Source organism: Streptomyces humi (genome assembly GCF_001005085.2).
Classification (GTDB): Bacteria; Actinomycetota; Actinomycetes; order Streptomycetales; family Streptomycetaceae; genus Streptomyces; species Streptomyces humi.
This window is the reverse complement of the sequence record NZ_LBMU02000024.1, coordinates 1-20,503: the sequence shown is the minus strand read 5'-3', so window position 1 is coordinate 20,503 and position 20,503 is coordinate 1. Positions and strand designations below refer to the sequence as shown.

The window sequence follows — 20,503 nt, the reverse complement described above, 5'->3', positions numbered from 1 at the left end:
CAAATACGTCTCGGCCGCCGGTGAACGCCGGTCCTCCGGCCGGCTCTTCCTCCTGTCTCCTATCCTCCGGACATGATTGATCACCGCTTGGTCGACGTGGGAGGGATCCGGCTGGCCTATCAGGTGTCGGGTCCTCCGGACGCTCCGCCGCTCGTCCTGGTCCACGCGCTGGGCGAGAACGCCACCGACTGGGAGCAGGTGGCGCCCGCCCTTGCCCGCAGCCGACGGGTGTATGCCCTGGACCTGCGTGGGCACGGCCGAAGCGACTGGCCGGGAGACTACTCGCTCGAACTGATGCGGGCCGATGTGCTGTCCTTCCTGGAGGCGCTGGGACTGGGCTCCGTGGATCTGATCGGGCACTCCCTGGGCGGGATCGTGGCCTACCTGCTCGCACAAGAGCATCCGCAGCGGGTGAGCCGACTGGTCCTGGAGGACGTGCCGGTCCCTCGTCCCCGGGAACCGAATACTCCGACCAGGCCGGACGGTGACCTGACCTTCGACTGGGAGATGGTGCCGGCCGTCAGGCCGCAGCTCGACCAGCCCGATCCCAGGTGGCTGAAGCGACTCAGCCAGATCACCGCCCAGACCCTCGTGGTGGCCGGCGGTCCACGCAGCCATGTGCCTCAGGACGGCGTCGCCGAGTTGGCCCGCCGCATCCCCGGCGGACGCATGGTCACCATCCCGGTCGGGCACCTGATCCATCACGCGGCGCCGGAGGCGTTCACAGAGGTGGTCGGGGCGTTCCTGCTGGCGGAGGAGAACATCCGTCCTTCCCGCCAACCATGATCCGTGCGATCACCGGCCGGGGCGCGGTGCGGGCCGCGCGGGTTCTTCGAGTGCGACCAAGAAGTGGGCCCGCGCGGCCTTGTCCCGTCCTGCCTTCACCGGCGTCTCGCCCGACATCCCGGCGGTCTGATCGAGGAGTTGGCCGAGCCGTGGTCAGGCTCCGGGGTGCAGGCCGAGCCAGCCCGGTGAGGGGTCGCCCTTCACCTCACCGAAGTACAGGGCGAAGGTCTGCTTCCAGCGCTCGATCGCCGCGCGGTCGGCCATGAAGCGGGGGAAGCCGTCGAGGTTGCCGTTGGGGTACTCCCAGACGGGCTTCAGCCCGGTCGGCGGGGTGACGTCGGTGCGGACGGACCAGCCGTTGGTGGCGGCCTTCTGCTGCTCGACGGAGAGCCGCCAGTTCAGGTAGAGCTTGGCGGCGGTGGGGTTCCTGGCCTGCTTGAGGATCGCGGCCCGCTGGCCCCAGGACATGAACGGCGCCTGCTCGGGCAGCACCCACTTGACCGGCCCGGTGGACAGCGGCGCGCCGGAGCCGCCGATGCCGATGGCCTTCTGGCCGCTGGTGACGGCCGCGCTCGGGGTGTAGCTGCCACGCGCGAACTGAATGTCCTGGGTGGCCAGTCGGGCGAGCCAGTCCCAGCCGTACTTCGCCACGTAGAGGGTGTAGAGGTAGAGGACCGCGTCGTCGTCGTGCGGGTAGGAGGAGGCGATCTTCCCCTTCCAGCGGGCGTCGGCCAGGTCGAGCGGACCGCTGGGGATGTCGGAGCCGACCGCGGCGGGACCGTACATGTAGCTGAAGGCGCTGACCTGGACGGCGACCCACGCGCCGTGCGGGTCCTTGAAGGGAGCGTAGAGCTTGGAGAAACCGGCCGGCTTGTAGGCGAGCAGGCGGCCCTGCTCCTTCCAGCGCACGAAGTCCTGCACGGTCTGGAGCTGTACGACGTCGGGTATCAGGGTGTCGGTCGCGAACTGGTTGTCGACGCGGACGTCGTGGTACTTGCTGTAGTCGACGACCACCGTCAGGTCGATGTCCGGGAATCGGTTCTTGAAGCCGGTGCGGATTCCGTCCGCCTGGGTGGAGATGTCACCGCCGGCGTAGATCACGAGCTTGCCGCCCTCGGCGAGGGCTGCCTGGTAGAGCTCGTCAAGAGTCCGCTTCTCCTCGGCGCCGCCGGTTGCCACGCGGCCCACGGAGGCTTGGCCGGTGGTGGCCTGAGCGGGGGTGACGGAGGCAGCGGCGGCACCGAGACCGAGAGCGGCGCCCGCTCCGGTGGCGAGCAGGCGGCGTCGGCTGGGCAGGCTGGTCATGGTGGGGGTGAGCCTCTCTGTCCGTTCTGTTCTGTTCAGTTCGGTTGTCTGTGTGGTGCGGCTGGACCGCGGCAGCTGCGGGGTCAGAACATGGTGTTGTCGTTGGCGCTCTTCTCGGGCACCTCCTGGACCACGTCCCAGTGCTCGACGATCTTTCCGTCGGCGACGCGCCAGAAGTCGGCGACGGCCATGCCCCGGTCGCCGGGCTTGAGGTGCAGGTTGCTGTGGGTGACCACCAGGTTCCCTTCGGCGATCACGCGCTTGATGTCCAGGCGCAGATCGGGGAACTGCCCGCGCAGCCAGTGCACATAGCCGACGAAGGCGCCCGGGCCGTCCTGCGCCTCGGGGTTGTGCTGGGTGTAGTTCTCGCCGAGGTGTGCGGTGGCGGCCGCCTCGGGCTGGTAGTCGTTGAATGCCTGCTCGTAGAAGGCGGTCACGAGTGCCTTGTTGTCCGCAGCGGACATGTCTGTCTCCTGCCTCGCGGTGGGTGCGGTACGACTCAGTCGGGCATGGCCTCGCGGACGAGGGCTGTGTCGACGAACTGTTCGAAGCGGACGATGAGTCCGCCCCGTACGACGAAGTGGTGGGCGACGCGGACGTCGATCGGGCGGCCCGTGGCCTTGTTGGTCGCGGTGTAACGGGCGAGGACGACGACGTTCTCGCCGTCGACGACGTAGGTGTCGTCGTGGGCGGTCCAGCCGTCCCAGTCCTTGCCGAGCTGTTCCATCACGTCGGCGGTGACGCCCTCGGGGGTGCGGTAGGTGCCGGCCAGCGGGAAGCCGGCCATCTCCGTCCACTCCACGTCGGGGGCGAGGGTGGCCCGCAGGGCCGCCAGGTCACCGGCCGCGGAGGCGAGGTACTGGCGGCGTACGACGTCGGCGGGCGCGGTGGAGGTGGCGAACTCGCCCATGGTCAGCCCCACTTCATCTCGCCCTTGGCGACCTTGGAGCCGATCTGGGCGGCGATGAGCATGCCGTGGTCGGGGTAGCGCTTGACGAGGGCGTCGTTCAGCGCGGCGCCGTCGGCGGCCTTGTCCAGTTCCTCCTCGAAGGCGAGCAGGTAGTCGCGGGTGGCGGTGATGGCGGAGGCGTCGGCCGCGGTGCCGGGCAGGCGGTGGCCGGGGACGACGAGTTCCGGGTCGAGTGCGGTCATCTCGTCGAGGAGGCCGGTCCAGGTGGCGCGGTCGCCGGGGGTGGGGGTGTCGGCGACCCAGACGTGTTCCTGCTGGAAGAGCAGGACGCCGCCGAGCAGGGCGCGGTGTTCGGCCTGCCAGAGGTAGTGGCGGTCGGGCAGGCCGGCCGGGCCGCCCTTGAGCTGGAAGAGGTGGCCCTCCAGGGTGAGTTCGCCGGTCAGCGGCTCCAGGTCGACCAGGCGGGTGGGGAGGTTGGCGCCGAGGGCGGCCCAGGCCTTGAGCTTGCCCTCGTAGGAGTGCTGGATGTGCTCGATGACGATCGGGGTGGCGACGAACCTCGCGTCGGGGAAGGCGTCGGCGATCACTTCGGCGCCGAAGTAGAAGTCGGGGTCGCCGTGGGAGACGAAGACGGTGGTGAGCGTCTTGCCGGAGTCGAGGATCTCGGCGGCCAGGCGGTGGCCGTCGGCGCGGGTGAACGCGGCGTCGACGAGGAGGGCGTCGCTCTCGCCGGTGACGAGGGTGGCGGTCTTGTTCTTGCTGCCGGCCGGGAAGTCGAGGTCGAGGACCTTGAAGGAGAGAGTGCTCATGCGTGCTTCCTCGGGTGAAGGGTGATGGTCGGGGAAATCGCCTCGGGGCGAGGTGGACGACGTGAACCGGGTCGAGGTGGGCAGCCCGTGTCGAGCAGGGGGTCAGCCCTGGGTGCCCTGCTGGTCGATCGGGTGGAGGCGGAGGCGGGCCTCGTACCGGTCGAGGGCAGCGCGGTCGCTCGTGAACTGCCGGGGCCGAGCGGCTGCATGGTGGCGGGGTCGAAGATGCCGTTGCGGTCTGTGGGGTGAACACGGCGAAGTATCTGCCGACGCAGACAATATATCTTCTACAACAGATATTGCAACGGCAGATTCTTCCGCTCTTGTCCTTCTGTCATCCTTGGGGAGTGAACGAGCAACTGCTGAACGACGACGACGTGACACTCTTCGGTCTCTTCGTGGAGGCCTACAGCCGCATCAAGCCCCTGGTGAACCGCGATCTCGACATACCGCACACCTGGTTCGAGGTGCTGCTGCGGCTGGGCCGCACCCCCGGCCACCAGCTCCGCATGACGGACCTGGCAGAAGCCGTGTCCTTCAGCTCGGGCGGCTTCACCCGGCTCGCCGACCGCATGGAGAAGGACGGGCTCATCCGCCGCGACCCCGATCCTGCCGACCGACGAGCCGCACTCGCCGTACTGACCGACAAGGGCGGTCAGGCGCTCGACCACGCACTGACCGCCCACGTCTCTCACTTGCGCAAGCACGTCGCCGGACCGCTCTCGGCCGAGGACCGCCACCACCTCGAGCGCATCCTGCGCACCCTCCGCGACGCGAACGCGTAAGTGCCTGTCCTTCGGCTGGACCATCCGGGTCGTGCGGGCTGACAAGACGGCTCGGACCGTCGCCGGGTGCGGGCATGCCGTCAGCGACGGGCGTCGCGGGACGGCGTTCCGCAGGGCGGTCGGGGACGGCTGACGGGTCGGGCAGGCCCCTAGAACATGCCGTTGCCGTTGGCCGAGGTCTCCGGGACGGCCTGGGTGATGTCCCAGTGCTCCACGATCTTGCCGTCGCGCACCCGGAACAGGTCCAGGATCGCCAGGCCCCGGTCACCCGGGTAGTTGACGTAGTGGCTGTGGACGGCCACCAGGTCGCCCTCGGCGATGATCCGCTCCGGAGTGACCGTCAGTTGCGGTGCCGAGGCGAAGTAGCCGCCGAGGCCGGCCTTCGCGGCGGCCACGCCGTTCAGCATCTGCGGGTTGTGCTGGAGGTAGTCGGGGGCCCAGTAGCGGTCGAGGGCGGTCAGGTCCTTGTGGACCATGAGCTCGTCGAAGGCCCTGGTGACCAGAGCCTGGTTGGCCTGGGTGAGCCGGTGGTCCAGGGGCTGCGAGACCCGCGGTGAACTCAGCGTGGAGAACATGTCGTTGCCGCTGGCCGTGGTGTCCGGCACGTCCTGGATCACGTCCCAGTGCTCAGCCAGCTTCCCGCCCTGGAAGCGGAAGATGTCGATGACGGACGAGCCCTTGGTGCCCGGGACCAGCACCACGTTCGAGTGGAGCAGCACGAGGTCGCCCTGGACGATGGCCCGCTTGACGTCGTACCGGGCGTCGGGGAACTGCTGGTGTATCGAGGCGGCCAGGGCCTTGAGGCCTGCCGAACCGTCGGCCGCGGTCGGGTTGTGCTGGAGGTAGTCCGACCGTACGAAGCGGTCGACGACCGCGGTGTCCCCGCGCTCGAACACACCCTTGACGACAGCTGTGGCGACGGCCTTCCGGTAGCCGAGGCGGGCGGCATCGCCGTGGCCGCCATGGCCGTGCGCCGCGTGTCCGGCGGCCGGGCCGTGCGGGGCCGCCACGGCGGGTACGGCGGCCGCGCCCAGGACCGCGGCGGCGGCGAGGAAGGCGATGACGGCCCTGCGGGCGGGGGCAGTGGGAGTGGTGGGGGGCATGGTGCGCTCCAGACGTCTCATGCGTGCGAAACCGAGTAACTTGAAGTTTCAAACTCTGTATCGGCAGATAATCACCGCGGAGCGATCCATGTCAACCGTGTTTGCCGCCCGTTGGCGTTCCTTGACCCCTCTTCGGCGCTCTCGCCTGGAGTCCCCGCGACCTCGCTTGGAGTGTCGCCGCTCTGAGGAAGGAAGCGAGGAGCCGCCGATGGCGGTGAAGGGCTACTCGGACGAGATCAAGGCCGATGCCGTGGCCCTGTACGAGTCCACGCCCGGGGCGACCTACCGGAGCATCGCCGCCGACCGAGGCATCAACACCGGCCACTCTGCGCGAGTGGGAGCTCTGAACCGGCCGAGGCCGCACCAGCACCGGCAGCACCCGAAACCGGCCCCGATCACCCGGCCAATCCGGGCAAGCCACAAACGGCAGAAGCGTGAAAGCCACACCCGACACCCCTGGGGGGTGAAGCATACGAAGGGCTCACCGCGTCCCGCAGAACAGCGTAGGGAAGCGTGACGCTTCCGCGAACGCCTCCCTTCGGACAGCATCAGGCAGCAGACTCACCCTCACGGCCTTCGTCGTGGCGACGTGCACCTTGGTCGGAGCACATGATCAGGCGAAGGCCGCCCTCACGTCCTGCGAATGCCCATGCGAGCGAATCCGTTCGAGACGCCATTCGAGACCGTGGCACCATGTACCGCATGACGACGAACCGAAAGGTCCATGCCGCGTAGACGGCCAGGACAGATCCGTGCCGGTGCCCCCGGCAGTCACCTGACAACGGGTGCAAGGCCGGTCATCGACGGTCTGTCTTCGCGTGCACTGTCCGAGATCAGCCGCCTCGAGCACACCCGCAACTATCTACAGCCAGGCAATGTCAGCACAGCTGTGGGCCTGTGGAAGAACTACGCCACCAACCCGAGCGGGATCTGTGGCACGACTACGAGTGGGGCAACGTGCACTGGTACTGCTGCGGCAACCCCCTCGAATCCCGGAGTGATGACGACGGCTCCGTGGAGGTGTTGAGTGACGATCTCGATCCGACCTGCCCAGGATGAGGAAGCGGCCTTCTTATCTGATTTGGCGCTTCGCTCGAAGGCCCACTGGGGGTATGACCCGGCGTTCCTTGAGGCGTGTCGCGAGGAACTCACGCTCACTGGTCAGGAGCTGACCAGCCGTCGGACGGCTGTTGCGGAACGCGACGGCAGCGTCGTGGGCTTCACGACGCTGGAGGGTGAGCCACCGCAGGGCGTCCTCGGCATGATGTTCGTCGATCCGGATGCGATCGGGCAGGGCATCGGCCGTCTGCTGTTCACGCATGCGGTTGAGACTGCGCAGGCGCTCGGGTTCACCCGGTTCAGCATCGATGCCGACCCGAACGCTGAACCGTTCTATGAGGCCATGGGAGGTATCCCCGTAGGCCGTGTGCCCTCTGGGTCGATTCCGGGCCGGAGCCTCACCCGGTACCTGCGCGGAATCCCGGGCTGAGGTCTTGTTTCTTCGCCTATTCGGGGTGAGGTCTCCGCCGTGTGAGCTGGCCAGTCATGACCGTGATGAGTGCCTAGGTCAGGTGGGCTTTTGAGTGTTGTGGCAGACGTTCGTAGTCCCGGACGTCGCTCCGCGCTTTCATGATCCATCCCAGCGTCCGCTCGATATTTCAGCGCTCGGGCAGGACGACGAAGCCTTTGGCCCCGCGAGGTCGGGACACTGTCCTGAGCGTCACCCGCGCGAAGTCGTCCGACCAGTTGGTGAGCTAGCCGGCCTAAGCGGAGTCGGCCCAGACCTGGGTCGGCGTCAGCTGACACCCCGGACCGAACATCGTGCGGAGCGCGGGGGAGATGTGCGATCGTGACGCTGTCCGGGCCCGCTGCTTTCCCCCGTAGCTGCGGGTCCGGACGCATGTCTCAGCGTGCGAGGGTGGCGGTGGTGGGCTGGTCGGGGCAGGCTGCAAGGCGCTCGGCGAGCGCGGCCTGCTATGACCGCGTGTTGGGAGTTGTCGACCGGATTGAAGCGGTGCGTGGGAACTGGCCGCATCGCATTGCATTGCAACGACGATCTGTCGTGATCGCGACGGACGGACCTTGGTGCTGCGACGGGCCGGCCGAGCTTCGCGGTGCGAACGCCCTGGACTCTTCTCCCCCAACGGCGCCGTCCACGGCGGCCTTGTCATGGCGTGTGCCGACCACACCATGGCCATCGCCCTGATCTACGGACTGGACCCCGGAACGATGCCGGCCACCGCGCCCCTGAATACGGACTTCCTTCGACCGGCGTTCCCGCCCCTCACCTTCCAAGCGGTCGTGGACCGGTGCGGCAGGACCATGGGCTTCCTGACGATCATCGTCCGCGACAGGAACGGAAACATGGCGGCGAAGTGCCACGGCACCATGCCGATCGACGGTTCGTCCCGCTTCCTCAGTGACGCCGCTCCCTGAGGAGGCAAAGGGCTAGGGGCTCACTGCCGTGGGAACGTGCCGCACGCCTTCAGGAACGGCGCCCGCCCTTGGTGACGTTGCCGACCGCGTCGCGCAGGTCGTTCTCGTCGGCCAGCAGCGGGGGCAGGGGGGTCGCATTGGCGGGGTTCAGCGAATCGAAGAGCAGTGCGACGAAGCGGGCACGCATCGAGGGGGCGGCGCTGGGCAGCGCCAGGCCGGCTACCGCCATGACGAGGAAGTGCGGGATGTCCTCGGCGGTGAGGTCGGAGCGGATCTCACCCGCTTCCTGCGCGCGCAGCAGGAGCGGATGCAGTGAGGCACTGAAGTGCTGGAGGACGTCCACCGCCACGTCCGCGAAGTTGCTGGCGAAGGTGACCAGGCCTCGCTCCTCGGTGATCAAGTCGAGCAGACTCAGGGCGATGCCCTGCAACGCCTGACGCGTGTCAGAGGCATCCGCGGCGCGCTCGACCAGCGGAAACAAGTCCGATTCGAGGATGTCCTCCAGGACTGCCCGGACCACGGCCTCCCGGTTGGGAAAGTGCCGGTAGAGCGTGGCGATGCCGACACCGGCCTCTGCCGCGATCTGCTCCAGCGAACCTTCGCCCTTGCCCAGCACGACACGCCCCGCAGCGGTGATCCGTTCGATGCTCGAACGGGCGTCAACCCTGCGCCGAGGAGCGCGGTCATTCGCGATTGCCATCCTGACTCTTCCCTGGTTCCCGCGGCCGAGCTCATGACGACCACCCTTGACGGATAGCATCCTATCGCATTGATAGTCCACTACTGGTTTGATAGTAGTCTCTCACTTCATTGCGGCCGTGGGTTCCAGGTCGCCACAGACAGGAGAGAGATCTGTGTCCGTTCTGCTCTATCGGCTGGGCAGGTTCGCCTACGGCAAACCCTGGTACGTCATCGGAGGCTGGCTCGCCGTGGTGGCGGCCGTGCTGGGACTCCTCGCGGTCAACCCGGTACGGCTCAGCAACGAGGTACGCATCGACGGCACTCCGTCCCAGCGGGTCATCGACGATCTAGCCAAGACCCTGCCGGAAGCCTCCGGCGGCCAGGGCATGTTGCTCTTCAAGGCCCCCGAGGGCGCCCGCATCAACGACGCGAAGGTCCACACGGCACTCCTGGCCGCTGTGAACGCCGTCTACCGCCACGACCACGTGATCGACACCCGGAAGGTCCTGGCCCAGGAAGTCGCCAAGGGCGCGGACGGCCCGCTGTTGCGGGCCCAGGCAGCGGTGGCGAAGGCAGCCGGCAAGCCGGCCTCGGGCCCCATACCCGTCCCGCTTCAGTCAGGCGGGCAGCCCGTCCCGGGCGTGATCGTGTCAGCCGACGGCTCCACGGCCCTGATGCAGTTCCAGTTCGACGAGCAGACCTACGAGCTTCCCACCGGGACGATCGACAGCACCGTCAAGGCCGCGGAACAGCGTGCCTCCCGCGGCGGCCTGGAGGTCCTGCCGTCCGCGTCGATGATGGAGATCCCCGAGATCGTCGGGGTCGGTGAGATCGCAGGTGTGGCCGTCGCGGCCCTCGTCCTGCTGATCACCTTGGGTTCGGTGGTGGCCGCGGGCCTGCCTCTGGTCATCGCCCTCGTCGGCGTGACGGTTGGGGTCGGCGGCGCCTTCACCCTCTCCACCGTGTTCGAGATCCACTCCCTCGCCGCGGTACTGGCCCTGATGCTCGGCCTTGCCGTCGGCATCGACTACGCGCTCTTCATCGTCAACCGGGAGCGCCGGCTGATCCTGGATCACGACCTGGACGCGCACGAGGCGACGGCCCGAGCCATCGGTACCGCCGGCAGTGCGGTCTTCTTCGCCGGCAGCACCGTCATCATCGCTCTCGCCGGGCTCCTGGTCATCCGGATCGCCCTGCTCTCCACCATGGCGATCGTGGCCGCCGCGACCATCGCGATCTCCGTACTGCTCGCCCTGACCCTGCTGCCCGCCCTGCTCGGGCTGGTCAGGGAGCGGATCTGTCCCGCCCGGATCCGGCACCGAGCCCAGCGCCGCACGTCGGCCGCCGACCACGACAGGGCCACCCGCTGGGGAACCCGCCTGGTCCGTCACCGGCACGCCGCCCTCACGGCCGCGATCCTCATACCCGCGATCCTGGCCGTCCCCGCCGCAAGCATGAACCTGGGCCTGCCCTCCGGCGCCAGCTACAACCCCGACACGGGACAGCGCCGCAGCTACGAGCTGACCAGCGAGGCCTACGGCCCCGGGTACAACGGGCCCCTCCTGGTCGCCGTCAACTCCTCCACCGGCCAACGGCCCCTCACGCCCGAGACCCTCACCGCGGTGACCTCCGAACTGCGGGAGACCAAGGGCGCCACCTCGGTATCCCTCGCGGGGATGAACAAGACCGGCACGACCGCCATCCTGACCTTGATTCCCGGCAGCGGTCCGAACGACGACGCGACCAAGGACCTCGTCACCGCCGTACGCGACAAAAGCACGCAGCTCGGACGGGCGCACGGCGCCACCATCGGCATCACCGGCTTCACCGCCCTCGCGATCGACGTGTCCGACCGGCTCGCCGACGTCCTCCCCCTCTACGTCGCGGTCGTGCTCGGCCTCTCCCTGATCGTCCTCCTCCTCGTCTTCCGCTCCCTCCTCGTCCCCGTCATGGCCACCCTGGGATTCCTGCTGAGTGTCTCCGCCGCCTTCGGCCTCACCACGGCCGTCTTCCAGTGGGGCTGGCTACAGAGCCTGATCGGCATCGACGCCACCGCCCCGGTCGTGAGTCTGCTGCCCATCATCATCACCGGTGTCCTCTACGGACTCGCCATGGACTACCAGATGTTCCTGGTGACCTCCATGCGTGAGGCACACATCCACGGAGAGACCGCTCTGGACGCCACCGTCACCGGTTTCGTACGCGCCAGTTCCGTCATCGTGGCAGCGGCCACCATCATGGTCTCGGTCTTCGCCGGGTTCGTCTTCAACGCCCAGCCCATGATCAAACAGGCCGGCTTCGCACTCGCCGCAGGCATCCTCGTCGACGCCTTCCTCATCCGGATGACGCTCATCCCGGCCACCATGGCACTCGCCCGAGAGAGGGCCTGGTGGATCCCCGGCTGGCTCAATCGCCTGCTACCCGACCTCGACGTCGAGGGCGACAAGCTCGCGCAGAAGATCCCGCTGCCCCGGCCCGTCGCCGAGCAGCCGCGCGGGAAGACACATACGACAGAACCCGTCAACTGACCGATGATGGCCGCTGTTCGCTCGGCCTTCGGGCCCACCGAGCGAACAGCGGCCACGACGCAACCCTGCGGCAGCCGGCGGGGCGATCCGACCGGGTCGGCCGCCCTGTCGGTACCGAATCCGAGCCGGCGGACCAGGAAGGCGACTTGGTCGGCGAACCCCTCGATGAACTCCAGGGACTGCGGGGCTGCCCCGCGCCCGCGATGACGTGCGGAAAGGTGCCAGGAGCCATCGCCGCCGCCATCAGCATGACGGTCAGACAGGCCGAGTCCAACTCCTGCGCAGGGCTCCGGCCGCATGCAGTTCGCGGATGTCGGCCGTGGGCCGGGCCCGCCGCTCGGTGCGGGGCGCATGAATGAAAAGGGGTCCTGCTCCATGGGCGGAGGGTGACCGGGGCGGCCAGCTGAGCGCGATGACGCAAGTCCACAGCCACAGCCACAGCCACAGCCACAGCCACAGCCAGATGACGATCTACGGCTGGCCTGCTGTGGATGAGGGGCGCCTGGGATGCCGGGTGTGCGGGGGTCAGGTGGTGGTGGGCCAGCTGCGCAGCAATGTGGCGATCTTCGCGGCTGTGCAGGTGGGATCGAGGAGCAGATCCTTGAGGGCTACGGCGTCCTCGCGCGCGGGTTTGACTCCGATGCCGGCGGCTTCCAGGTACATGACGCCGGTGGCTGCGGCGACGGCGAGGTTGGAGCGCTCCAGCCACCGGCACCGGCCCAGCGTGTGCACCAGCGCGGCCGCTTTGGCGTAGGGGCCGTCGTAGACGGGCTGCTCGAAGAGGTCGGCCCGGTGGCGGGCGACGGCCGCGACGGGGACCCCGTAGTCGTCGGGGGCCGGGTCATCGGCTCCGGCGACCTCGGCGACTTGCAGGATCCAGGGAACGTCGATGTGCAGGTCCATCAGGCCGCGCGCGCTCCTCGTGGCGCCTGCTGGGCCTGTTCGGCGTCGTCGAAGACACTCTGGTGTTCGGCGAGGAAGCGGGCAGCCGCGTCCACCGCGCGGGCGCGCAGGCCGCTGGTGTCGTCCTGGACCAGCCGGGCGAGGTAGTCGCCGATGCTCAGTCCCAGGTCGGCGGCGCGCTTCCGCGCGAGTTCCGCGACGTCCTCGTCCACACGCGCGCCCAGTTGTGTCTTCGCCATACCCGAATGGTAACAGGCGTTACCGGTAGCCGGGGAGGGCTGCGCGGCAGCCTCCTGGGTCCGCCTCCTGGGTCCGTCTCCTCGGTCGCCCTTGGAGAGAGCGGTTTGGATCTCGGCGGTGTCGCCCGCGAGCACCGTCGGTGGTGCGGGTGAGGCCGCGAGGTGCGGTAGAGCCGGTCGCCGAGGTTCGGTGCGCTGCCTACGGCGACACCGACACCGACACCGACACATCAAGACACATGCGCGACGGACCGGTGCAGATGTCGAGTTCGCTCGGGCACGACCGTCTGCTCGCCGAGCGGCTCGCGGACGCCGCCTCCCCTGCCGCCGCGTCCGTCCTGGAGAAGCTGGTGAGCGTGACGGAGAGGGCACGGGAGGCCGGGCAACTGCGCGAGGACGTGACACGGCTGGATCTGCGGGTCGTCCTGTGCGGTACCGCCCTGCAATTGGTGAGGCTGGCGGAACGCGACCCGGTGACATGGCGCCGCTACGCGGAGATGGTGCTCGCGGCACTACGGAACTGCACCTGCGTCGAAGACCCCCGAGACCCCCGACCCACCCGGCGGTGACCTCCGGCCACACACGCGGCAGTCCCGGGTGCGGTGGCGACCTGGCGGAACCTGCGGATGTGTGTCCTGCCTGCTGTGACGCAGGACGTGGCAGGCGGTACTGAGGCGCGGAGCGGGAGTACCGCTCAAGGCGTCGCGCGGCTTCGAACACGTTGCGTTCGGCGCTTCCGTGCCGCACACCATGTATGAACACGTTGTATGGTTGCCCGCGAGGCTTCGACATGTGTCGAACATGTCGGCCGTGAAGACATCCCCTCCTCCGAAGGCATGACACGTATGAAACTCACCGCCACCCGGTTCGGAATGCGCGCCACCGCGGAGGAGGTACTTGACGGAATCGACCTGAGCGGACGGCGCATGATCGTCACCGGCGGGGCCTCAGGCCTCGGCACGGAGACGGTACGGGCGCTCGCCGGCGCCGGCGCGGACGTGACGATCGCCACCCGCAACCCCGCCGCCGCCCGGCACCTGGTCGCGGAACTCCCGCGGACCCGGGCCGTCGCCCTCGACCTCTCCGACCCGGGATCCGTCCGTTCCTTCTGCGCCGACTGGGACGGGCCGGTCGACGCTCTCGTCGCCAACGCGGGCGTCATGATGCTCCCGACCCGGCAGGTCGACGCGCGGGGGTGGGAGCTCCAGCTCGCCACCAACTACCTCGGCCACTTCGCCCTCGCCACCGGCCTGCGCCCCGCCCTGAGGGCCGCCGAGCGGCCTCGCGTCGTCGTGGTCAGCTCCGGTGCCCAGCTGCGCGCCGGGTTCGACTTCGACGACCCGCAGTTCGAGCGGCACCCCTACGACCCGTTCCTGGCCTACGCGCGGTCGAAGACCGCCGACGTACTCCTCGCCGTGGGGATCAGCCGCCACTGGGCCGAGGACGGCATCACCGCCAACGCCTGCGCACCGGGCTGGATTCACACCAACCTCACGCGCCATCTCGACCGGGCCACCATGCAGGCGCTCGGTGCCATGGACACGGACGGCAACCTCCTCACCCCCGACCACTACAAGACGCCGGCCCAGGGTGCCGCCACCACGGTGCTGCTGGCCGCCTCACCGCTCGTCGACGGCGTCACCGGACGGTACTTCGAGGACAACCAGGAGGCGGAGGTCGTCGACGGCGGTCCCGACGTCATGGCCGGCGTCGCCAGGTGGTCGGTCGATCCCGTCCTCGCCGACCGGCTGTGGGACTACGCGTCGCCCTTCACGCACTGACCCCGCACGACTCCCCCGACGACGCGGGATCACCCCGCGAGGCCGCACACCCCATGCGAGGGAACGCAATGAACGACCGCACGCACACGGCCCCCCAGTTCCTCCTCGTGCACGGCGCATGGCACGGATCGTGGTGCTGGCGCGAGCTCCAGGACGCTCTCGACCGGCGGGGCTGGACCAGCCACACCGTCGATCTGCCCAGCGTCGTACCCGAGGATGCCGACGGGAAGCTCCCCGGCCTGTTCGACGACGCCCGGGTGATCCGCGAGAAGATCGACGCCGTCGAGGCACCCGTGGTGGTCGTCGGGCACTCCTACGGCGGAGCTCCGCTCACCCAGGCAGCCCATGGAGCCGCGAACGTCGCCCACATCGTCTACGTCGCCGGCTTCGCTCTGGATGAGGGAGAGAGCCTGATGACATGCTTCGGCGGAGATCAGCCGGACCTCGACGAAGTGCGGGGCGTCATTCCGGTCAGGGAGGAACCGGCGACGACGCTCTACAACGACGTGGACGAGGACAAGAGGGACGCGGCTCTGGCGCGCCTGCAACCGCAGAGCGCGCTTTCCTTCGCCGAGCCGGTGGACCGCGCCGCGTGGCGGAGCATCCCTTCCAGCTACGTCCTCTGCGACGACGACAGGAGTCTCCCCCCGGAGTACCAGAAGCCCTTCGCCGAACGCACCGGAACCGTCCACCACTTGCCCAGCGGCCATACCCCCCTGCTCTCCATGCCCGACGAACTGGCCGATCTCCTCGCCGGGATCGCGCGCGACGCGAAGTGAGGGCGCGAGCAGCCGTCGGCACACCGAGGAGCGGCGACTCCCGGCACGAGGAATCGGAAAGCGCCTGATGAGACCTGTGACCAGACGTCAATCGGACCACCATGCCGCGCGCTCCGCCGCGACCCGGGCCCTGGTGACGAGCGCGTTGAAGAGGCTGCTGGATTCCGGAGCGGTCTTCTCCGAGATCACTGTCCAGCGGCTGCTCGAGGAGGCGGGCGTGTCCCGGGCCACCTTCTACGCCCACTTCCGCAGCAAGTCCGACGTGCTGGTACGGCTCACCGACGACCTGAGGGATTCGCTGCTGGAACTGGCGCGGCACTGGGACCCGGCGGGGGACGACGGAGCCGACCGACTGGCCCGGTTCTTCGCGCAAGTGATCATCATCCACCGCGCCCACCAGTACCTGCTCACCGCGGTCCGTGAAGCGGCGTCCTACGACACCTCCATGAACGACTTCTACACCGCCGACCTGGAGGGGTTCGACGAACACGTACTGCGGACCCTGCACGCGCAGCAGGCTGACGGCTCGACTCCCGCGGCTGTCGACGCGACCGTTGCCAGCCGCGTCATCGTCTGGGGCGGCTCCCAGGCGATCGCCCGTCACATCGCGGTCGACGACGGCGGCGGCGACGAGGTCTTCGCCCACGAGCTCGCCCAGATCTGGTGGCACGGTGCCTACCGTCGTCCCGTGGGCTGAAGGAACATCTCCGTCGGCGGCCGGGTTCACCGGTTCGGCTGGACGTGGCACCGTCGGCATCTGCCTGCGGACCGGGCGGCGTCACCTCCTCGATCGGTTCATCGGGCTGGTTCGCTCCGCATCGTCTGTGTTCCCATGACGGTCAGCAGCGCGAGCTTCTCTGCGGTGTCGGTCCCGGCGCGTGGGGTGAACAAGAGCAACCGCTGGCGGCCGTCCTCGCTGAAGAGGCTGAGGCAGTTGAGGTCGAGCATGCCGACGGTGGGGTGGACGATCCGCTTGCGCTCGTCTCTGCGCACCTCCACGTCCTGGTCGGCCCAGAGCGCCTGGAACTCCGGCGACCGTTGCGGCAGTTCGTCCACCAGCCTGGTGGCCTCGGCGTCGCCCGGGCCGCGTCGCCCGACCGCCGCGCGCAGGTCGGCGACGAACGAGCGTGACTGCGGGGCGAGGTCCTCCTGCGGGTAGATCTGCCGCGAGGCCGGATCGGTGAACCACCGGTAGATGAAGCTCGCCGCGCGCCCGTGGTGCGTGGACAGGTCGCCGAGCATCGCGACGGCGAGCGGGTTCTGGACCAGAACGGTGTGCAGGTCGGTGCTCACCATCGCCGGGGTCCCGTCGATGCGTGTCAGCAGGTCGAGCATCGCGGGGTGGACGTGGGACGCCGTCCCGCCCTGCCGCGGGATCGGGCGGTTCGCCAACCGGTAGAGGCGGGCGCGTTCGTCGCGGCTGAGGCGCAGGGCGCGGGCGAGTGCGGCGAGCATCTGGTCGGAGGGCTGCGAGCCGGCACCGCGCTCGAACTCGGTGCAGTACTCCACCGAGGCGCCGGCCAGAACGGCGACCTCGTCGCGGCGCAGACCGGGGACGCGGCGCCGCGGGCCGGGCGCGAACCCGACCTCCTCGGGCCGGATCCGCTCGCGTCGCGAACGCAGGAAGCCGCCGAGTTCGGAGTACCTCGTGTTCGAGCCGGCACTGCGCCGAGGCCTGCCCGGCGCCGAACGGCGTTCGCCTCGGCCACCCGCCGGAGGAGGTCACCCTGGTCCGGGACGCGGCTTCCGGTGCAAGGACGTAGGCCCGATCGGTCGTCAGCTGCGCGCGTGGAGCGGCCGCTGACCGTCCCGCGCCCCGGCGCCTTGATCGTGGGCCTGGCGGTGGCGACGGCGGTCCCCGGGGGGTGCGTCAACGGAACGGGTCCGCCCGCGGTGTGCGGACGGACCCGTGATCGAGCGCCGGGCAGGCCTTGCACCTGCATTTCCCCGCAGGAAGCGGGGCGTCTTTCCTTGGACCACCAACGCGTGGCCGGCACACCGGAGTTCGGCGACCAGCTCAAGATCCATCATAGCCCATCTGCGCGGGGTGTCCCGGCGGTCCCGACGCCGGACGTGAACGGCGTACCGCGACCCGGGTCAGGAACCGCGGATGCCGTCGTCCGTGGCCGACGCGGCCGAGCCCTGGATCAGGTTCTCCCGCTCCGCCTTCGCCACCAGCTCCGCACGGTCGCGGACGCCCAGAAGTGCCATCAGCCGCTCGACCCGCCGGACGAGGCTGAGTCTCGAGACGCCCACCTGTTGCGAGATCTCGTCGAGGGGCATGCCCTGCGCCATCGAACGGAGCATTTCCACGTCCAGAAGGGACAACCGGGGGTGCGCGGTGTCGCCCGCCGGGCGGGCCGGCGGCGGGACCCTGCCCTCTGTTCCCCCTGTGCTGCCGGGCTGCTCGGCCATCGCGTCGCTTCCCCTCTCGAGACGCATGAGCGCGTCGTCACTACGGGCTCAGACCATCATGCGACAGTGCGGTGGACGCCGCGTTCAAGAACCGCGTCAACGGCTGGTGCACGGCCAGCAGCGCGTCGTCCGCGGCGCGTTCGCGTTCCTCCGCGGGGGCCGCTCGCTCCAGTTGGCGGAGCCAGCGGTACAGCTCGGTGCGCGAGGCGTACAGGGCGTCCTCCGCGTCCAGCGCCGCGGTCGTGACGCCGGGCGGTCCCTCGACAGCCACGGCCGACTGAAGCTGTCTGAGCCGACCGTGCAGTCGTTCACCGGCCCGCGCGTAGGCGGTGTCGGCGTCGCTCAGGAGCGTGGCCCGCTCCGGCTCCGCTGCCTCCATCGCGGCAGCGGCGGACCTGGCGGCCTCGGAATGCAGGGCGTGCACCTCCTGGAAGCACTCCACGAACGCCACATACGCGGAGCGTCGCGGTTCGCGCAGCAACCGTGCGTGCTCCGCGCGAAGCTGCATCCGGGCCTGCCCACGGCCCAGGACCCCGGAAACCAGGGCGGCACCGCCGGTGCCGAGGGCTCCAACGGCCGCGCCGAGCAGCGCCGCAAGTCCCGCATCCATGGCTCGGCAGCTTAAGGCACCCACGGGATCGGCTCACCCGCGGAGTTCCGGGCCGTCACTTCGGCGAGGAGTGCGTCAGAGCGCGCGGCCCGGTAAGGGGGCGGCTCCTCGCCCCGATCACCATCACTACTGTGCGGTAATTATTTTGAATCGATTCAAGCGCATTGATTCGAAGTCCCTGAATGCTTTCTCCGGCATGAGCGACGACAATAGGATCCTTCCGCGTCCTGGTCAAGTCTCCGCGAAGTCGAGGGGAATTGAATGTTTCAACCGCCCTCGAATGCGCTCGCGGCGCTGAGGCGAAGTCGCGCCATACGCCGGACTCCCGCGTCCCGGCGCGACCCCCTCGGGCCGGGGTGGCGGCCGGCCGGAACCGGCACCAGCGAGGCACCGGGAACCACAGGCGGGCGGGGGAGAACCGGCCGACGCCGTGGCGGCCACGTCGGCAACCGTGCGGCCACACGTGAGCGTATGAATCGATTCATGTCCTGAAGGACGGGCAAGGGTAGACGGAGAAACGTTTCCTGCATGGTGGTTGACGGGTCATAAGCAAGCCCTTAAGGTCCCGATGCATGCAGGTTGAAAGCATTCAAAACGTCCCCCGCGAGCGGTTCACCCGGGGCGGGATCGAGCCGTCGTAGTTCTCCTGTCGGACCCGAACGACCTTCGGTCACCGACCGTCGACGGTCACGCATGCCTGATCGCATCGGCAACTCCCGCTGACGCACACGCCAGGTGAGCGCCCCGACCTGCACAACCTCATGCTGTTTTTCCGAGTGGTTTTACGAACCCTCGGCCACGGAAAGACGAGAGTTTTGTACAAGGCCATGTCACGCCGTGCCGGAACGGCGCTCGCTGTCGTTGTCCCGCTCACGCTCCTCGCCACCGCGTGTGGCAGTTCGAATGACGATGCCGGGAGCAGCGAGCCGACAAATCCCACGACGGCGGAGAGAGCCTATCCGCTCAACCATATGAAGAAGGGAATGACCATCGCCTTCGTCCCCAAGCAGTTGGGCGGCAATCTCTACCTGGAAGCCGCGAGCAAAGGCGGCAAGGGCGTCGTGGAAAAGCTCGCGTCGACGTTCAAGGAGGTGGGTACCACGGACAGTACCGACACCTCCGGACAGGCTGAGTACATCGACCAGCTCACCAATGAGGGCGTCGACGCGATAGCGGTCTCCGCACAGGACCCCGAAGCCCTGTGCAGCGCGCTCAAGCGGGCGATGGACAAGGGCATCGCGGTGATCACCTACGACTCCGACACGCGCCCGGAGTGCCGCAACGTCTTCGTCTCCCCCGCCGACACGGACGAACTGACCTTCAAGCTGGTCCAGTCCCTCGCGGAGCAGATCGACTACAAGGGCGACATCGCGATTCTCTCTGCTTCCAGGAACGCGACGAACCAGAACACCTGGATCAAGTCCATGAAGGAAGACCTCGCGACCGATCCGCGCTATACGCACATCAATCTGGTCACCGTCGCCTACGGTGACGACAAGGACAACGAGTCCTATCAGCTCACGGGCAGCCTGCTGAAGCAGTACCCGAACCTCAAGGGGATCATTTCTCCGACCACCATCGGCGTCAAGGCGGCCGCCCGGTACCTGTCCGGATCGCCGTACAAGGGCAAGGTCAGACTGACGGGCCTGGGCACGCCCAATGACATGCGGCCGTATGTCAAGGACGGCACCGTTCAGAGCGTCGAGCTCTGGGACCCCACCGAGCTCGGAAAGCTCGCGGCCTGGACTGCGGCGTCCCTCGTCTCCAAGAAGATCACCGGCAGGGAGGGACAGGCTTTCCGGGCCACGGGTGGTGAGTTCGTCACCCTCAAGACGAACGGTGTCGTCAACCTGGGCGAACCCACCGTGTTCACCATCAAGAACATCGACCAGTACAACTTCTGACGACACCTAGTCAGGCACACGTGGGTCACCGGGTCACGGCCGGCCTCCGGCGACGAGCAGCACCTCCAGGGTGCGCGGGCCGTGCACCCCCTCGACCCGGTCGAGTTCGATGTCGCTGGTGGCCGATGGGCCGGAGATCCAGGTCAACGGGCGTGCCGGGTCGAGGCGTTCGAGGGCCTGGGGCACGGAGGAGACGACCTGGTCGGGGATGCGTACGACGCAGATGTGATGGTCGGGGACGAGGGTGATGCGGCGGCGGCCCTGGTCGGGGCCGCCGTCCAGGACGATGGTGCCGGTCTCGGCGATCGCCACCGCGCAGCCGGTGACGACGCTGCCGACCCGGTCGAGGTCGTACGGAGTGCTCCCGGCGGTGTCCGGAATCCGTTCCGCGCTCGTCGCCGTGAGCCACCTGGGGTCCAGTCCCGCCGGCACGACCACCGAGGCCGACCCGTGCTCGTCGATCAACCGGCCGATCAGCGTCGCGAGTTCGTCCTCGGCGCAGCGGTGCACGAGCGCCCGGTAGTCGGCG

Annotated in this window: 22 protein-coding genes and 1 pseudogene; 11 read left to right on the top strand and 12 right to left on the bottom strand. The window is 68.7% G+C overall.

All coding sequences use genetic code 11. From position 1 onward, the window contains the following. Positions 1–72: 72 nt before the first annotated feature. Positions 73–786, top strand: a complete 714-nt coding sequence (locus AAW13_RS11185; RefSeq protein ID WP_046733712.1) for an alpha/beta fold hydrolase — start codon at positions 73–75, stop codon at positions 784–786. 153 nt (positions 787–939) lie between these two features. Here AAW13_RS11185 and AAW13_RS11180 read toward each other — a convergent pair whose 3' ends face one another. From AAW13_RS11180 to AAW13_RS11165, 4 genes are all read right to left on the bottom strand, one after another. Next, positions 940–2,091, bottom strand: a complete 1,152-nt coding sequence (locus tag AAW13_RS11180; RefSeq protein ID WP_046733713.1) for an ABC transporter substrate-binding protein — start codon at positions 2,089–2,091, stop codon at positions 940–942. Positions 2,092–2,174: 83 nt separating this feature from the next. Further along, a complete protein-coding gene (locus AAW13_RS11175) occupies positions 2,175–2,555 on the bottom strand; it encodes a nuclear transport factor 2 family protein (protein ID WP_046733714.1) in 381 nt (126 codons plus the stop codon). Between the two features lie 35 nt (positions 2,556–2,590). Continuing rightward, positions 2,591–3,001 (bottom strand): nuclear transport factor 2 family protein, encoded by a 411-nt coding sequence (locus AAW13_RS11170; protein ID WP_079178776.1) that lies wholly within the window; start codon positions 2,999–3,001, stop codon positions 2,591–2,593. A 2-nt stretch (positions 3,002–3,003) separates the two neighbouring features. Further along, positions 3,004–3,810, bottom strand: a complete 807-nt coding sequence (locus AAW13_RS11165) for an MBL fold metallo-hydrolase (RefSeq protein ID WP_046733716.1) — start codon at positions 3,808–3,810, stop codon at positions 3,004–3,006. Between the two features lie 87 nt (positions 3,811–3,897). On the opposite strand from AAW13_RS11165, the gene AAW13_RS45860 reads away from it, so the two are divergent. Beyond that, a complete protein-coding gene (locus AAW13_RS45860; protein ID WP_167391702.1) occupies positions 3,898–4,059 on the top strand; it encodes a hypothetical protein in 162 nt (53 codons plus the stop codon). A gap of 98 nt (positions 4,060–4,157) precedes the next feature. Continuing rightward, a complete protein-coding gene (locus AAW13_RS11160) occupies positions 4,158–4,595 on the top strand; it encodes a MarR family winged helix-turn-helix transcriptional regulator (protein WP_046733717.1) in 438 nt (145 codons plus the stop codon). A gap of 149 nt (positions 4,596–4,744) precedes the next feature. On the opposite strand, the gene AAW13_RS11155 is transcribed toward AAW13_RS11160, so the two are convergent. After that, positions 4,745–5,698 carry a nuclear transport factor 2 family protein gene (locus AAW13_RS11155; protein WP_046733718.1) on the bottom strand — a complete coding sequence of 318 codons (954 nt, stop codon included), beginning with the start codon at positions 5,696–5,698 and terminating at the stop codon, positions 4,745–4,747. A gap of 1,033 nt (positions 5,699–6,731) precedes the next feature. Between AAW13_RS11155 and AAW13_RS11145 the strand changes: the two genes are divergently transcribed. Beyond that, positions 6,732–7,187, top strand: a complete 456-nt coding sequence (locus tag AAW13_RS11145; protein ID WP_046733733.1) for a GNAT family N-acetyltransferase — start codon at positions 6,732–6,734, stop codon at positions 7,185–7,187. Positions 7,188–7,783: 596 nt separating this feature from the next. Further along, on the top strand, positions 7,784–8,134 hold the full coding sequence (locus AAW13_RS46355) for a PaaI family thioesterase (protein WP_071659507.1): 351 nt from the start codon (positions 7,784–7,786) through the stop codon (positions 8,132–8,134). Positions 8,135–8,183: 49 nt separating this feature from the next. Here AAW13_RS46355 and AAW13_RS11130 read toward each other — a convergent pair whose 3' ends face one another. Then, positions 8,184–8,834: a TetR/AcrR family transcriptional regulator gene (locus AAW13_RS11130; protein ID WP_046733720.1), complete on the bottom strand. Its 651-nt coding sequence runs from the start codon at positions 8,832–8,834 to the stop codon at positions 8,184–8,186. 154 nt (positions 8,835–8,988) lie between these two features. Between AAW13_RS11130 and AAW13_RS11125 the strand changes: the two genes are divergently transcribed. Next, on the top strand, positions 8,989–11,343 hold the full coding sequence (locus AAW13_RS11125) for an MMPL family transporter (protein WP_046733721.1): 2,355 nt from the start codon (positions 8,989–8,991) through the stop codon (positions 11,341–11,343). A 525-nt stretch (positions 11,344–11,868) separates the two neighbouring features. On the opposite strand, the gene AAW13_RS11120 is transcribed toward AAW13_RS11125, so the two are convergent. Both AAW13_RS11120 and AAW13_RS11115 read right to left on the bottom strand, forming a co-directional pair. Beyond that, entirely contained in the window at positions 11,869–12,246 is a 378-nt protein-coding gene (locus tag AAW13_RS11120; RefSeq protein WP_046733722.1) for a hypothetical protein, read from the bottom strand. Continuing rightward, positions 12,246–12,485 carry a hypothetical protein gene (locus AAW13_RS11115; protein WP_046733723.1) on the bottom strand — a complete coding sequence of 80 codons (240 nt, stop codon included), beginning with the start codon at positions 12,483–12,485 and terminating at the stop codon, positions 12,246–12,248. Before AAW13_RS11115 ends, AAW13_RS11120 begins: the two co-directional genes overlap by 1 nt. A gap of 239 nt (positions 12,486–12,724) precedes the next feature. Here AAW13_RS11115 and AAW13_RS11110 point away from each other — a divergent pair, with 239 nt between their 5' ends. The 4 genes from AAW13_RS11110 (at position 12,725) to AAW13_RS11095 (ending at position 15,742) form a co-directional block, all read left to right on the top strand. Further along, on the top strand, positions 12,725–13,054 hold the full coding sequence (locus AAW13_RS11110; protein ID WP_206306191.1) for a hypothetical protein: 330 nt from the start codon (positions 12,725–12,727) through the stop codon (positions 13,052–13,054). 276 nt (positions 13,055–13,330) lie between these two features. Next, positions 13,331–14,266: an SDR family NAD(P)-dependent oxidoreductase gene (locus tag AAW13_RS11105; protein WP_046733724.1), complete on the top strand. Its 936-nt coding sequence runs from the start codon at positions 13,331–13,333 to the stop codon at positions 14,264–14,266. Positions 14,267–14,334: 68 nt separating this feature from the next. Then, a complete protein-coding gene (locus AAW13_RS11100; RefSeq protein WP_046733725.1) occupies positions 14,335–15,045 on the top strand; it encodes an alpha/beta hydrolase in 711 nt (236 codons plus the stop codon). Positions 15,046–15,112: 67 nt separating this feature from the next. Beyond that, the gene (locus AAW13_RS11095) at positions 15,113–15,742 is read left to right on the top strand and encodes a TetR/AcrR family transcriptional regulator (protein ID WP_206306190.1); all 630 of its coding nucleotides are present in this window, start codon (positions 15,113–15,115) and stop codon (positions 15,740–15,742) included. Between the two features lie 98 nt (positions 15,743–15,840). Here the strand turns inward: AAW13_RS11095 and AAW13_RS11090 are convergent. From AAW13_RS11090 to AAW13_RS11080, 3 genes and pseudogenes are all read right to left on the bottom strand, one after another. Continuing rightward, positions 15,841–16,692, bottom strand: a pseudogene (locus tag AAW13_RS11090) (MmyB family transcriptional regulator); the annotation flags it as partial. Positions 16,693–17,142: 450 nt separating this feature from the next. Further along, positions 17,143–17,487 carry a helix-turn-helix domain-containing protein gene (locus tag AAW13_RS11085; RefSeq protein ID WP_046733728.1) on the bottom strand — a complete coding sequence of 115 codons (345 nt, stop codon included), beginning with the start codon at positions 17,485–17,487 and terminating at the stop codon, positions 17,143–17,145. Positions 17,488–17,500: 13 nt separating this feature from the next. Continuing rightward, positions 17,501–18,070 (bottom strand): hypothetical protein, encoded by a 570-nt coding sequence (locus tag AAW13_RS11080; protein ID WP_143144993.1) that lies wholly within the window; start codon positions 18,068–18,070, stop codon positions 17,501–17,503. Between the two features lie 815 nt (positions 18,071–18,885). Between AAW13_RS11080 and rhaS the strand changes: the two genes are divergently transcribed. Next, positions 18,886–19,974 carry a rhamnose ABC transporter substrate-binding protein gene (rhaS, locus tag AAW13_RS11075; protein WP_420855453.1) on the top strand — a complete coding sequence of 363 codons (1,089 nt, stop codon included), beginning with the start codon at positions 18,886–18,888 and terminating at the stop codon, positions 19,972–19,974. A 33-nt stretch (positions 19,975–20,007) separates the two neighbouring features. Here rhaS and AAW13_RS11070 read toward each other — a convergent pair. Beyond that, a partial coding sequence (locus AAW13_RS11070) for a LutC/YkgG family protein (protein ID WP_071659506.1) occupies positions 20,008–20,503 on the bottom strand: 496 nt, incomplete at its 5' end.